At 65.0% G+C, this 15005-nt stretch carries 7 protein-coding genes and 1 pseudogene; 5 read left to right on the forward strand and 3 right to left on the reverse strand.

The genetic code is table 11. From position 1 onward, the window contains the following. Positions 1-370: 370 nt before the first annotated feature. Positions 371-1339 carry an IS481 family transposase gene (locus IT882_RS13420; protein ID WP_101852925.1) on the forward strand — a complete coding sequence of 323 codons (969 nt, stop codon included), beginning with the start codon at positions 371-373 and terminating at the stop codon, positions 1337-1339. A gap of 230 nt (positions 1340-1569) precedes the next feature. Here IT882_RS13420 and IT882_RS13425 read toward each other — a convergent pair whose 3' ends face one another. Then, entirely contained in the window at positions 1570-3177 is a 1608-nt protein-coding gene (locus IT882_RS13425; protein WP_024476692.1) for a recombinase family protein, read from the reverse strand. 63 nt (positions 3178-3240) lie between these two features. Between IT882_RS13425 and IT882_RS13430 the strand changes: the two genes are divergently transcribed. The 4 genes and pseudogenes from IT882_RS13430 to IT882_RS17165 form a co-directional block, all read left to right on the forward strand. Then, entirely contained in the window at positions 3241-5241 is a 2001-nt protein-coding gene (locus IT882_RS13430; RefSeq protein ID WP_195694482.1) for a helicase-related protein, read from the forward strand. 44 nt (positions 5242-5285) lie between these two features. Continuing rightward, complete coding sequence (locus IT882_RS13435) at positions 5286-8072, forward strand: DUF1156 domain-containing protein (protein ID WP_228177893.1); 2787 nt, start codon at positions 5286-5288, stop codon at positions 8070-8072. 5 nt (positions 8073-8077) lie between these two features. Then, on the forward strand, positions 8078-11467 hold the full coding sequence (locus IT882_RS13440) for a DUF499 domain-containing protein (RefSeq protein ID WP_195692263.1): 3390 nt from the start codon (positions 8078-8080) through the stop codon (positions 11465-11467). A gap of 935 nt (positions 11468-12402) precedes the next feature. Beyond that, positions 12403-12669 (forward strand): annotated as a pseudogene (locus IT882_RS17165) (TOPRIM nucleotidyl transferase/hydrolase domain-containing protein); the annotation flags it as partial. 538 nt (positions 12670-13207) lie between these two features. On the opposite strand, the gene IT882_RS13450 reads toward IT882_RS17165, so the two are convergent. Together IT882_RS13450 and IT882_RS13455 are read right to left on the reverse strand one after the other, a co-directional pair. Then, on the reverse strand, positions 13208-13972 hold the full coding sequence (locus IT882_RS13450) for a type I restriction-modification system subunit M N-terminal domain-containing protein (protein ID WP_229382134.1): 765 nt from the start codon (positions 13970-13972) through the stop codon (positions 13208-13210). A 54-nt stretch (positions 13973-14026) separates the two neighbouring features. Next, a complete protein-coding gene (locus tag IT882_RS13455) occupies positions 14027-15001 on the reverse strand; it encodes an alpha/beta hydrolase (protein ID WP_195692264.1) in 975 nt (324 codons plus the stop codon). Positions 15002-15005 lie beyond the last annotated feature (4 nt).

The following is a 15005-nucleotide window of genomic DNA, read 5'->3' on the forward strand; positions in this document are numbered from 1 at the left end:
CCCCGCGAACCAAGCCGCATCCGCTGCGACCTCACCGCGACCGTTCACGGTGGTGTCGAATCGCCACCACCGTCGGACCTGCGCTTTCGCTCCGCTCGGCTGGCCGTCACGGGCGCGAACGGTGCCGCAAAATTTGCGGCACCGTTGAGCCGGTTCACGAGGGTACCGAATCGGCACCCCCGTGACATACCCCGTTTGGGGTCGGTCGCAGGTAGCTCCCTGTGGATAAGTCTGCATATAGTACCTCAACTCGATGCCAGGTACTAGATGTACCCGGCCATGAGGTTGGTGGCGTTTCCGGTCTTGTGAAAGGGGAGAACCTCCGGGCTTAGTGGAGATGTCTGACGTCTTCACGAACTCGGAGGTTCTCGTGTCCCACCGTAATGCCCGCTTGACCGTGCACGGCAGGCTGCTCATCGTCCATCGTGCCGGTGCCGGGTGGAAGCAGGCGCATATCGCCGCGGCAATGGGCGTGTCCCGACGCTGCGTGAAGCGGTGGCTGGACCGCTACCGCGCCGAGGGTGAAGCCGGTCTCTACGATCGCTCCTCGCGGCCTCACCACGTCGCCAACCGCACCCCCGATGCCAGGGCCGCGGCGGTGGTCGCGATCCGGAAGAAGGAACGAGTCGGCCGTGACGAGGTCGCGGCCCGCACCGGGGTGCCGGCGCGGACGGTGTCGCGCATCATCGCCCGGTCCGGGCTGCCTCGTCTGGTCGATCTGGACCCGATGACCGGGGAGCGGATCCGCGCGTCGAAGACCACAGCGGTCCGCTATGAACGCGAGCAGCCCGGCGAGCTGGTGCACATGGACGTGAAGAAGCTCGGTCGCATCCCCGACGGCGGCGGGTGGAAGGCGCACGGCAGAGCGATGGGCTCCACAGCCGCCCGGAAACAGACCGTCGTCGGCTACGACTACGTGCACTCCGTCGTCGACGACCACTCCCGGCTCGCATACTCCGAGGTCCTCCCCGACGAGAAGGGCCCGACCTGCGCCGCGTTCCTCGAACGCGCCATCGGCTACTTCGCCGCGCACGGCATCCCCCGCATCGAGCGGCTGATCACCGACAACGCCTGGGCCTACCGATGGTCGCTGCGCGGCGTCTGCGGCGCGCACGGCATCCGGCAGAAGTTCATCAAACCGCACTGCCCGTGGCAGAACGGCAAGGTGGAGAGGTTCAACCGGACCCTGCAAACCGAATGGGCCTACCGGCAACCGTTCACCTCGAACGACGACCGCACCGCAGCACTTGACCCCTGGCTCGAGCACTACAACACTGGACGACGCCACTCAGCCCTCGGAGGCAACCCCCCGATCAGCCGACTGCAACCAACGTCCTGACCCCGTACAACTAGATGTTGTGGTTTGCCTGTCGTACCTGTCTACATGGATACCTCGACGCAGACCACCACAACCACGCCCGAACCAGCCTCGACCGATGCCCCCGAACCACTCGGCGCACGCCTCGCGCGGGAGAGCCGCGCAGCGCAGGGCCTGCCTCCGGTCATCGCTGACCCACGGGTGCGTGAGCAACTGCAAGCCCTCTGCGGCCTGCCGAAGGCGCGGGGGCGTTAGGCGCGCCAGACGAACTCGACCCGATGTGCGAGAATCCCCGCCCGGTACACCTCACGGCGGGCATGAAACGCTTCGACGGTCTCATTGCGCCGCCTCGCCGGTGTCGCGCCGTTCATCCCCCTGGGCAGGGCGTGAACGAGGACGGCTTCAAGGACGAGACTGGCGGCCTGGTGCTGCCACATCGGGGTACGGTCGGCCCACTCCTGTGCGACGGTCGTCATATCAATCGACGGGCCAGTGTGCTCCGGCACCGTGGCGGCGTACTCGCGGCGGGTGCGTTCGATGCGTTCGGCGATCCGTGAGCGTTGCCGCACCCACATCGACTTGTCGATCAACCCGTCGTAGTAGTCATCATCGAGCCGGGCGAGGCGTTCCCGGTCGGCATCGAGCGTCGCGGCAAGCCCCACTCGTGCGGCCTGATCCGCGCCCGGAGACTGGCGCTTGGCGGGGTTGAGGGTGATCTGCTCGAACGTCGCGAGCACGGCTTCCTCCACGAGTTTGGTGAGGTCGCCGGAACGGATCGAGCGGTTGCACCCGCCCGGCACCTGTTGCACACACTGATACACCTGGCCGCGATGCAGCATGGCGCGTCCGCAGGTCGAGCAGCGGATCAGACCCGAGAACGGATACAGCCGTTTCGCCGCCCCACTGCCGGGCTGATGGAAGTTTCGGGCCTGCTTGCGGGCATCGAGCACATCGGAGACCTGCTGCCAGGTGTCCTCGTCCAAGATCGCGGGCCACGCGGCGGTCGTCTGCATCAGGGAGGTTTTCGACCGGGTGCCGTCCGGCAACAACGGTCGATACTCCCGTACCCCCTTGATCGAGGGGTTGCGCAGCACCAGTTTGAGTGTCCGATCCGACCACCGGCACCCGTGCGTCGTACGGATACCCCGCCGGTTCCAGTCGGTGAGAATCCGGTACAACGTCTCTCCGGCCAGCACCCGCCGCGCGGCTTCCCGCACCAACTCGGCAGCCTCGGGGTCGATCACGAGCGTGTGGTTCTCGGCGCGGTAGCCGAACGGCACCTGCCCACCATGCCAAGTGCCCTCGATGGCCTGCTGCTTCGCCGCCCGAGCGACACGGCGGGCGGTGTCGGCTGAGGACTTGTTCGCCATCGCGACCAGCACCCGCGCCATCGCCACATCAGAATCCGTATCCAACCTCAGCGAGCCGGTCACGGAGCGGACGCTGAAGCCGTTGAGTACCTTGGCGTCGATCAGGTCTTCCAAGTCTCTCGGGTCGCGCACCGCCCGATCCAGGTCGTAGGCGATCATCACCCCGGCGCGCTGCTCGCTGAGGTGCTTCAACATCGCGCGGAACTCCGGGCGCACCACGCGCCGCACCCGCTCACCCGTCGGGAGTGTGATCGTGCGCTGCTTGAACGCCGACGTGTCGTTCTCCCGGTACACCTGGGCGACTTCCCACCCGTGCGCTGCCGCATACGCCCGGCAGTCAGCTTCCTGCCGGTCAACACCGCGCTCGGTGCCCTCGGGATCATCACTGATCCGCACATACACCACCGCCCGCAACGACGGCGACGCCTGCGCCGTCGCCTGGTCGTTCGGCTCATTGCCTGCGGTTCGTTCCTGCTGATCGTGGCTCATCTCAGCCACCGCCTTCCTAGCTCTCATCGAGAGGTAGGTGCGTTTACAGAACCTCGGCTACTCGTGCACGACGACTCGGGCGAACCGCGCAAGATCATCATCTTCACCGAGCACAAGGACACCCTTGACTACCTGCGGCAGAAGATCACGACGCAGCTGGGTCGCCCGGAGTCGGTCATCACGATTCACGGCGGCACGCGCCGCGAAGACCGCAAGGCGGCGCGCGAGCAGTTCACCTACGACCGCAACACCGTCGTGCTCCTGGCGACGGATGCCGCGGGCGAAGGCCTCAACCTGCAGCGGGCGCACCTCATGGTCAATTACGACCTGCCGTGGAACCCGAACCGGATCGAGCAGCGTTTCGGCCGCATCCACCGCATCGGCCAGCGGGAAGTGTGCCACTTGTGGAACATGGTCGCGAAGGACACACGCGAGGGGGACGTGTTCACGCGGTTGCTGTCGAAGATCGACCAGATGTCGATCGCGTACAACGGCAACCTGTTCAACGTTCTCGGCGACGCGGATGCTTTCCAGGAGAAGTCGCTCCGTGAACTGCTGATCGAGGCGATCCGGTACGGCGACGAGCCGGAACGCAAGGCCGAGCTCGACCGAGTCATCGACGCGAGCGTCGCCCACGGGCTCGACACCATGGTCGCTGAACGAGCCTTGCACCCCGAGATGTACTCCTCGCTCAATCTCGAAGAGATCCGTGAGCGGATGGAGAAGGCCCGCGAGCGACGCCTGCAGCCCGGATACATCGCGGCGTTCTTCCTCCCCGCCTTCGAACGCCTCGGTGGCCGTATCCGTCGGCGCGAGAAGGGCCGATACGAGATCACGCGGATACCACAGCGCGTCATCGACACGGCACGCCGACTCAACCGGTGGGCACCTGTGCCGGAGCGGTACGAACGAGCCACGTTCGAGACTGCACACGTTCGCCCCGAGAATCAGACACAGGCGGCACTTCTCGCCCCCGGCCACCCGCTCCTCCAAGCGGTCATCGAACTCACGATCGAAGACCTCGGGCCCGTGCTCAAACGAGGAACCGTGTTCGTCGATCGCCGTGAACAGCAATCCGAGCACACTGCACTGCTGTATGCCGTCGAGCAGCGCATCCAGAACGCCACCACCGATGCCGACACCGTGTCGCACCACTTCGACTACCCCGTCCTCGACACCACGGGGGCTGTCACGCTCGCTGCTGCGCCGCCCTACCTCGACTACGACGCACCACACGCGGGTGAGGCTGCGGCAATCGCCGAGGTCCTCGCGGACGAGTGGGCAAACAGCGACCATGAACGCTCTATCCGGACGTGGGCGTATCGAGACGGACTCGCACCTCGCATGGACGAACTCGCCGCGCGGATAGCCGTGGATGTCGACCGCACCCGCGTGCAGGTCAAGGAACGCCTCCTGGCCGAGATCAACCATTGGGACCGCGAGCACAATCGCCTCGAAGCGCTCGAACGCTCCGGCACCATAGGCCGCCTCCGCGCCGACGCCGCGCTCCAGCGAGCCCGCCAGCTCGACGAACGACTCGACAAGCGGCTCCGCGCCCTCGACGAGAGCACGCAACTCGTCGCACTTCCCGCCGTTGTCCGCGGGTCAGCACTCGTCGTGCCGAGCAAACGACTGTCGCCTGGCGACGAGGATGCCGCGCCTCAGACCTTCGCGCGCAACACCGAGCTCGTCGAACGCCGAGCCGTCGAAGCCGTTCTCGCTACCGAACGCGCACTCGGCCGCACGCCCCACGAGATGCCCAGGAACAATCCCGGATACGACATCCAGTCCTTCGATCCCGACGGGCGCATTCACTACATCGAGGTGAAGGGGCGGATCGAGGGGTCCGACACCTTCACCATCACGACGAACGAGGTCACGTTCGCGCAGACGCAGGGCGACCGTCACCGACTCGCCCTCGTCCTCGTGTCGCCGGACGGCGAGAAGCGGGACCGACTTCGCTATGTCATGGACGCGTTTACCCACATTGAGCCGTCCGCGACAACACGGTCGTACAACGAGGAATGGCACGACTACTGGGATCGCGGAGGCCCACCGCGATGACAGATTCAGGCGACACGACTAACGGACCCACGAGAGATGCATCAGTGAACGCAGCACCCAAGAAGAAGCTCATCGAGACGTCTCTGCCGCTCGAAGCCATCAACTTCGCCGCCGCTCGTGAGAAAAAGTCGATCCGCAAAGGGCTACCTCTGATGGTGCACCTTTACTGGGCGCGCCGCCCTATTTCGGTCGCACGCGCCGTTCTCTTCGCCCAGCTGGTCGACGACCCTGCGTCTCGTCCGGAAGAGTTCCCCACAGTCGATGCGCAGGACGCGGAGCGTGCACGACTGCATCGACTGCTCGAGCGGCTGATCATCTGGGAGAACAGCAATGATGATGCGCTTCTTGCCCAGGCGAGAGCGGAAATCCGCAAGAGCAACGATGGCAAGCTACCCTCCGTCCTGGACCCGTTCGCCGGCGGTGGGGCCATTCCACTCGAAGCGCAGCGGCTGGGGCTCGAAGCGCACGCGAGCGACCTAAACCCCGTCGCGGTCCTCATCAACAAGGCGCTCATCGAGATTCCGCCGACCTTCGCCGGCCGACCACCTGTCCATCCAGGCGCTGCTGGGACCCGCAATGCGTGGGGCCGCTCCGAGGGATTGGCGGAGGATGTTCGCGCGTACGGCAACTGGATGCGAGACCAAGCCGAGCGGACCATCGGGCATCTTTACCCCAAGGTCACCGGACCAGACGGTACGCAGCACACTGTCATTGCCTGGATCTGGGCCCGCACCGTCAATAGCCCGAATCCGGCAAACCCAATCGAGGTTCCGTTGGTTCGCTCCTGGTGGCTGAACAAGAAGAAGGGTAGCGAGGCGTGGATCGAAGCCCGGGTTGTCGGCAGAAAGATCCACTACGAGGTGCACAATGACGCCAACGGCCCGAAGGGTGATGACGACGGCACCATCAAGCACGGGAAAGGCGCCCGCTCGGTTGCTGATGGCACACCCTTCACGTATGACTACGTCCGCGAAGCGGGGAAGCGGGGCGAGCTTGGAGCACACCTCATAGCCGTAGTGGCGGAGGGCGCGCGCGGCCGACTCTACCTATCGCCCACTGCAGAGCAGGCCGCGGCCGCGGCGGTCGATCGTCCGGATTCATCTATCGATGCCGACGTACCAACGAACCCCCGTTGGTTTTCGCCACCGGCCTATGGATTGACGAAGTTCTCCGACCTCTTCACCAATAGGCAGCTCGTTGCGCTGACCACGCTGAGTGATCTCGTCGCGGACGCCCGCGAGAAGGTCCGCGACGACGCGCTTGCCGCGGGTCTCCCGAAGGGCGACCGACTCGAGAATGGAGGGACTGGCGCGGAGGCTTATGCAGATGCCGTCGCAACGTATCTCGCGCTGGCGGTCAGCCGAGAAACCAACGCCTCGTCATCAAGTTGCGGCTGGGACAGCAGTCTCCAGAAGATCCGAAACGTGTTCTCTCGTCAGGCCATTCCCATGGCGTGGGACTACGCAGAGGCGAATGTGTTTTCGACATGGTCTGGAGGGTTCATAACCCAGATCGATGGAATGGCCGACGCCATCGACCGTCTCCCGGCGGGACGTCGAAGCACCGCACGTCAGGCGGATGCCTCGACACGTGACTACTCGGGCGCCGTCATCTCCACCGACCCGCCCTACTACGACAACATCGGTTACTCGGACCTATCGGACTTCTTTTACGTCTGGCTGCGACGATCTCTTTCAACGATCCACTCGAAGACGGTTGGGACTATGCTCACTCCGAAGTTCGAGGAGCTTGTCGCTAATCCGTACCGACATGATGGCAAAGCAGGAGCGGAGAAGTTCTTCATCGAGGGCTTCAACTCGGTCTTTGCCCGAGTCCGCGAGGGCGCAGACCCGAATGTCCCGCTGACTGTCTATTACGCGTACAAGCAACAGGAGGCCAACGCCGAGGGGACCTCCTCTACCGGCTGGCACACGCTACTGGACGGTCTCATTGACTCTGGGTGGGAGATAACCGCGACGTGGCCCATGCGAACCGAGATGAGCGGAAGGCTAATCGGTTCAAATGCCAACGCCCTGGCCTCTTCGATTGTCCTGGCTTGTCGCCCCCGCCCGAGCGATGCGCCTACGACGACCCGACGAGCGTTCGTGGCCGCACTGAAGGCGGAGCTCCCAGAGGCGCTACGCACGTTGATGCAGGGCGCGATTGCACCCGTCGATCTCGCGCAGGCGGCAATTGGACCCGGCATATCCGTGTTCTCCCGGTACTCGCGGGTGCGGGAGGCGGATGGCTCCGACATGAGTGTGAAGGACGCACTCCTGCTCGTAAACGCCACGCTGGACGAAGTAATCGGCGAGCAAGAGTCGGACTTCGATCCCGACACTCGGTTCGCAGTCAAGTGGTATCGCCAATACGGCTGGACCCAGGAGAACTCCGGCATTGCTGACCAGCTTGCGCGCTCTTCCGATACGTCGATCGGAGCGCTTGAGCGCGGGGGCATCTTCGAGGCAAAGGGCGGGAAGGCGCGACTTCTCTCGCCGACCCAGCTTGAAGGCGCATGGGACGTGAGCGCCGACGAGCGCGTCAGCGTGTGGGAGGCGACGGTTCGCCTTGCGGCGGTGATGGCAAAGCACGGAGCCGATCAGGTCGCTTCCCTGCTTCCTTCAGTTCAGACGCGGGTGAATCTCGACGCGGTGAAGGAGTTGGGATTCCTGCTATTCCACGAGGCCGAGAAGAAGCGCGACACCAAAGACGCGATTCTCTTCAACGGGCTGGTGAGTGCGTGGGGTGACGTGAACGAGCAGGCGCGAAAGCACGCCGGTACGCCGCGGGCCGTTCAGCAGGCGTTCGACTTCGATGAGGATGGGGACTGAGCTCGATGGCGATGAACAACCGTGATCGCGTGGGAAAGGCCTTCGACCTGTTGTCGGAGGGTCTGCTCGATTCCGTCGATGAAGTGATGACCGCAGCCTACGGTACGTCGGATTGGCCTGCCGCGTGGGCACAAGAAGACGCGCAGCGCCGGGGTGGACTAGCCCGAACGCTGACTAAGCATGATGTGCAGGTGCAGCTTCGCGCGATCACCGAGCAGGGCTACCGGTTCAAGGACGTGCTGTCGCGTGCGCAGCAGGGTTTCGGCTCAGAGCTCCGCGAGACGCGAAATCTGTGGGCGCACAACGAGCCGTTCAGTTCTGATGACGCGGCGCGCGCGCTCGACACGATCGAGCGACTGCTTCATGCCGTTGGAGCGGTGGACTCGGCCGAGGACGTCCGTAAGCTCCGGGTCGACCTACAGCGCACGGTCTTCGAGGATCAGACGCGTAAGCAGGTCAAGCGGACGGCAGTGACGCTCGACCCGGGTTCGGGGTTGCGGCCGTGGCGCGAGGTTATCCGCCCGCACGATGATGTGGCACGCGGCGAGTTCACGGCATCCGAGTTCGCTGCCGACCTGCATCTCGTGCGAACCGGTCAGGCGACGAGCCCCGAGTATGGCGACCCGGTCGAGTTCTTTACCCGCACCTACCTCACAGAGGGTCTGCGGGATCTGCTGTCGCGCGCGCTCCGACGCGTGGGCGGCGGGGACGGCAACGCGAGTCCGGTCGTCAACCTGCAGACCAACTTCGGTGGTGGCAAGACGCACTCGATGCTCGCTCTCTACCACCTCTTCAGCGGCACCCCCGCAAAGGACTTCCCGCAGGAGCTGCAGGAGCTCATCGCCGAGACCGGAAACCCGGATCTTGCGGCGCTGGGCGTGAAGCGCGTCGCGCTCGTCGGCACGTACTTGAAGGCGGGATCACCTCTCATTAAGGACGACGGGACCGAGGTGCGCACGCTCTGGGGCGAGCTCGCGTGGCAGCTCGGCGGCCGCGCGGCGTACGACCTCATCGCAGACGATGACCGTGCTGGGACGAACCCCGGTGAAGCGCTGCGGACGCTGATCGCGAAGTACTCGCCGGCGCTGATCCTGATCGACGAGTGGGTCGCGTACGCCCGGCAGCTCGTCACGGACAAGGAGCTTCCGTCAGGCTCGTTCGAGACACAGTTCACGTTCGCGCAGTCGTTGACGGAGGTCGTGCGGTCAGTGCCCGGCGCGATGCTCGTCGTCTCGATCCCGGCATCTGATACCGGTGATGCGGGTAGCGGTAGCGACATCGAGATCGGTGGCGCCAACGGCCAGCTTGCGCTGGAGCGCCTGCAGAACGTGATCCGCCGGGTCGCCGACCAGTGGCGACCGTCGAGCAAGGACGAGTCGTTCGAGATCGTCCGCCGCCGGATCTTCCAGGCGCCGAACGCTGAGGGCTTGACCACGATCTCCGCCGTAGCTCGCAGCTTCGTCACTCTTTATCGGAGCAACACCGCCTTATTCCCCCGGGATGCCGCGGCACCGAGTGACGACTACGAGCAGCGCATTCGCGCGTCGTACCCGCTGCACCCCGAGCTGCTGGATCGCCTCTACGAGGACTGGTCAACGTTGGAACGGTTCCAGCGCACCCGCGGCGTGCTCAAGCTCGTGTCGTCCATCGTGCACGAGCTGTGGGCTTCGAACGACACGTCCCCGCTGATCCTCCCCGGCAACGTGCCGCTGGAAGCGACGACGGTCAACACCGACCTCACTCAGTATCTCGAGGACCAGTGGAAGCCGATCATCGACTCGGACATCGACGGTCCGGGGTCGATGGCGCAACAGATCGACCTCGACCGCCCCAATCTGGGCCAGCGGTTCGTGACGCAGCGGATCGCGCGAACGATCTTCATGGGAGCTGCCCCGAGGATCAAGGCGTCGCGGAAAGGCTTGGATAAGCAGTACGTCTGGCTCGGAACCGCGGCGCCCGGTGACACGCTCGGCAACTTCGGCAGTGCGATCGAGCTGCTCGCGCAGCGGTCGACGTACTTCTACGAGGAACAGGGCCACTATTGGTTCGACACTCAGCCGTCGGTGACGAAGACTGCGAACGACTATGCCGAGCGACTCCGCGAAGACGTCGAGACCGTGTGGAACGAGATCACCGAGCGACTTCGCAGCGAGGAACGTGCGCGCGGTGTCTTCGATCGAGTTCACGTCGCGCCGGCATCCAGCGCCGACATCCCCGACCTCGAAGACGCGCGCCTGGTGATCGTCCACCCGCGCCACTCGCGGCGGAAGTCCGACGGTGCCAACTCCTCAGCCCACCAGTGGGTGCGCGAGGCGATCGAGACCAAGGGCGCCAGCCAGCGCGTGCACCGCAACACTCTCGTGTTCCTGGTGGCCGATAAGAGCGAGCTGGAGAGCCTGGAGGCCGCTGCTCGCAGCTATCTCGCGTGGAAGCGCGTGCAGGCGACCAGCGAGAGCCTCAACCTGTCGGTACAGCAGCGCAAGCAGACCGACGACTGGGTCACGCGCCTGGATCGGACCGTCTCGGATCGAATCCGCGACACCTTCGTGTGGGCGGTCTACCCCGAGCAGTTCGACGCCACCAAGCCGTTCGAGCTGATCACCGACAAGGTGCCGGACTCGAGCGGCCGCTCGCTTGCCGAGCGCGTCGCCGCAAAGCTGTCCCGCGACGATCAGCTTGTGACCGAGCTGGGTGCGCCGATCCTCGGAGCGACCCTCCATCAGGAGCTTGGGCAGCTGTGGCGCGACAAGGGCGAGATCAGCGTTGGCGAGTTGTGGGGCTACTTCACGCGCTACGTCTACCTGCCGCGCCTCGTCAAGAGGGAGACGCTCGACTCCGCGATCGAACGCTCGCTCAACTCGGTCCTCGTCGACGGCGAGAAGTTCGCGATCGCGTCAGCGAAGGACACTGAGGCCAGTCGCTACCGCGGACTGATCGTGCCGCCTGCGCAGAACGCCGCGCTCCAGGTGACCGACAGCACGCTCCTCGTGGACTGGAACAAGGCCGACGAACAGGCCTCTGCAGATCGTGCCGCCGCCGCTCGAGAAGCCGCCCGGCGCGCAGCAGAGGACGGCGCCGCCGAGGTCGGCCCGGTGGACGTCGTCTTGATCGATGACGAAGCAGACGAGGAGGGATCGAACGAAGAGAGCTCCGCGCCGCGACGCCCGAGCCGCTACTTCGGCTCCGTGAAGGTCGACCCCGACCGGTACTCGCGCGACATCGGAAACGTGACTCGCGAAATCATCGACCGCCTCGCCGGCGCCGGCGCCAAGCTCGAGATCACCATCGACATCCAGGCCAGCAAGAGCGACGGATTCGACGAAGGCGAAGTGCGCACGATCTCCGAGAACGCGCGCGTTCTCAAGTTCGACCCGAGCTCCGGTTTCGAGAACTGACCAGAGTCTGGACACGATCAATGACCCGATTCCTCGTGTCGGCGGTAGCGCCGAATGGTGGCAGTATCGACCGTCAGCAGGTTGACGCGGGCAGTGAGCGGGAAGCTGCAGATCAGTTCCTCGCCATCCACACCTGGGACCCTCCGCTCAAGGTGACGTCCATCAGTCGAATGCCGACTGATGGTGACAAGTTCCCCGACTCGGTCACCATCAGACGAGCTGGCGTCTTTGGGATCGACTCGGTTGGCTCTGAGCACGAATTCATCGAGATCTCGGACTGGTCGCACCCAGTCCAGTACTTCGTCGGGCGAAATGGCAGCGGAAAGTCAAAGGCCGCTCGCGCGATCGCCTTGGCCACAGGCGAGCGGATCCTGACAACCGATCGCCTGGTCGGGTTGATGAACGTTGTTAACCACGGCTGGGGTTCAACACCCACCGAGTACCGCGGCGTCCCAATCGGCGAGGAAGAACGCCGACAGATCCTCGAGATGGCAAGGCTCGCTGGTCTCGCGACCACTGAGCTCTATGCGCTTCGTGAGGAGCCAGAGGTCCTGCTACGCGTTGCAGCTTTCACCCGTCGCGCTCTCGGGCGATCCATCGAACTGCGCGAAACAGCCGGATTCCTAGACCCGTACGTGCGCATGGGATCAGTCGAGTACTCGTTGCTTCGAGACGAGGGTCACGGTCTTCGCGAGCTGGTGGTCCTCCTCGCCGCGGTCTATCGAGATGACTGGCGGTTGCTTGTTGTCGATGAGGCGGAACTCCACCTGCACCCCTCCATGGCCAGGCTGTGGCTCGCCGAGCTGAACAGAGAATGCGAGCAGTCGGGACGATCCGCGATCGTAGTCACACACGAGCCGAGCTTCTTGCGGCCACGACTCGCCAGCGACTTGGCGTCGATTTGGGTCTTCGGCGCCGGATCGCCGCCGCGCCGGATGAGCGAGAGCGTCTTGGATGTGCAAGCGGACCGCGTGGAGGCTTCGCTCGCACAGAATCCACAACTGGTAAGCGACATCGTGTTCTCGCCCCGACCTGTTCTGCTCGAGGGTGTGACGGATGTCGCCGCGATGTCTACAACTCTTACACGCGTCGCGTCGGCGGAAGTGGTCGCGCAGACAGATCTCGTCGACTGCGGCGGGAGCGGCGGTGTGGCGTTATGGCTGGAGATCTGCACGAAGCTGGGCTTGGACGTACGCGCGGTGTGTGATCTTGACGCGCTGTTCGACCCCGAGATGCAGCGCACCCTCGACTCACTGCCGGGGCTCTCAAGTGCAATCACGGAGACGTTCGCCGAGAGCCCCGGTCGGATCTCAACGGTGCTGCGTCCCCTAATCCGCAAAGCGGATGAGGCTAAGGTTCCGAGCGATCCCGCATCGAGGGGAGCTTGGTTGGCCGGTCTCGATGACGAGTCGACTGCGGAGGGCATCCGAAAGGCGCGGCTCCTCACTTTGCTTGCGGACCACGGGGTGTGGGCGCATCCGCAAGGCACGTTGGAGCAGGTTCTAGCTATCGATCGCAAGGGCGTCGCTGAGGCACGTGCCGCAGCCTCGGTGACCTGTGACCTCGACCCCGCCGCGGTGTGGTCCGCCTACGAGCTTGACCTCCATGGCGACGTTGAAACGCTTCTCGCAGTGGCCGTGGAAAGAGTCGCGCACTCGATCATGGAAGCCCTCAGAGAGGACCCATCGGCCCAGTTTGGTTCGCCGGTCGGAACATCCGCGCAGGCTGACGCGCGCCTCGTCAAGGTCCTTCCGGTTGGCGAAGGCGTGCACAGGCTGGAAGTGATTGCGCCGGCTGCCTTCGCAGGGTGGTGGCTCGAGTTCTCACGGGAGAGCAGAGCGACCGACTTGAACCTCCAAGCACCAGCCTGACCGGCGCTTGGATGTCTCTTGAGACATCCGACTTGCGCATAAACGCGGGGTCGATGATGAGGTCGTCGGGGCGCGGACGCTGCAGGTCGACCATGAGCTTGATGATGTGCCGGGCCGTGCGGAACTGCCCGTTCGTGCCGCTGGTGGCGAGCTTCGAGAGCATGTACTCGTAGATGTCGCCCTTGGTGTCGCGATCTTCCATCGGAATCTCGTGCAGCAGATCGACGACCTTCGTCAGCAGCGCCGGGGTCGGGAGCGTGAACCGGGCATCGCGCATGTTGCGCGTGTAGCTCGAGCCTTCAGCGCCGAGTCGGCGCAGCCATGGGAAGACATGCTCAGACACGACATCGAACATCTCGGCGGGCGCGAAGTTCGTGAACACGCTCCACCGCAGATCGCGATATGGCCGGCGGCTCGGCAGGTCGCTGTCGTAGCCGTCGGGAAAGACCGGGTTCTCGACCTCCTCGCCGAAGCGGGCGGCCTTCTTCTCGGCAAGGAGCTGCAGATCGTCGAGACGCCGGATGAACAGCAGATACGTGATCTGCTCGATGACCTCGACGGGATTGGCGATGCCGCCCGACCAGAAGGCATCCCAGACCTTGTCGACCTGACGCTTCAGCTCACCCGTGACCACACTGTGTCCCCTCGATCCGCGCAACCCCTCCACGCTAATGGAGCTCGCTGACACCTACCGAAGTGCCGGAGACAGCAACCACTCCCCCAGCGCACGGTAGGCCTCGTCCCGTGCGGCTGCGCGGGAGAGGAACACGTCGTGGAGCGCGCCGTCGATTCTCGCGATCGTGACGAGACGGCCCAACCGCGTCGCAGCCCGGGCGATGTCGTCGATGACGAGAACGGAATCGGTCTCGAGCATGTCAGGCCGCCACACCAGCGGCGAGCTCGACCGCTGCGACAGCATGACGAGCGCGGGGCATCCCACCTCGATGCCGCCCGCAACGGTCTCGTGGCCGTCGAGCACGGCCTTGAGCCACCCCGGCGTGGTGGGAAATCCGCGCTCAGGCCGCCATCCCTCTGGAGCGTCTGGCAGGGTCCCGACCTCCCGCTGCGCCCGCGTATAGAAGCCGAGGTCGACGACCGGATGCATGCCCATCGGATCCCACCGAGCGCGGGCTGCCACGAGCGGAGAGAGGGCCTCCCGCCCCCACGCGCCGGCCTGGAACTCCAGCCACGGGCTATTGAGCACGAGAGCCGATGCGACCCCCGGATGCCGCGCAGCCCAGAGCGAGAGCGTGAGGCCTCCCGTGGAGTGGCCCACGAGCACGAGGCGCCGGCGCGTGTGCTCGTCGCGACCCATGGCCGACAGTGCGGCAGCGATGTCTGCGTCGTACTCGGCCAGCGACGAGACATACCCCGGAGTCTGGCCCGGGCGCAGGCTCCGGCCGTACTTGCGCAGGTCGAGCGCGTAGAACCGTGCACCCCGGTCAGCCCACCACTGCGCGAGCCCCGTCTGGAAGAAGTAATCCGACCATCCGTGAACGTAGAGGACGTCGACGTCCCGGAGTGACCCCGTCCACGGGGCAGGCCACGCGGGAAGGAGCCGCACAAGCGTCGCGACGACCTCGCCCTCGTCGTCGCTGCCCAGGCTCAGCGTACGCTGCTCAAAGCGCCCGCCGAGCAGATCAGGAAGCCACGCTTCTCCCACGAGC

The organism is Microbacterium schleiferi, assembly GCF_015565955.1.
Classification (GTDB): domain Bacteria; phylum Actinomycetota; class Actinomycetes; order Actinomycetales; family Microbacteriaceae; genus Microbacterium; species Microbacterium schleiferi_A.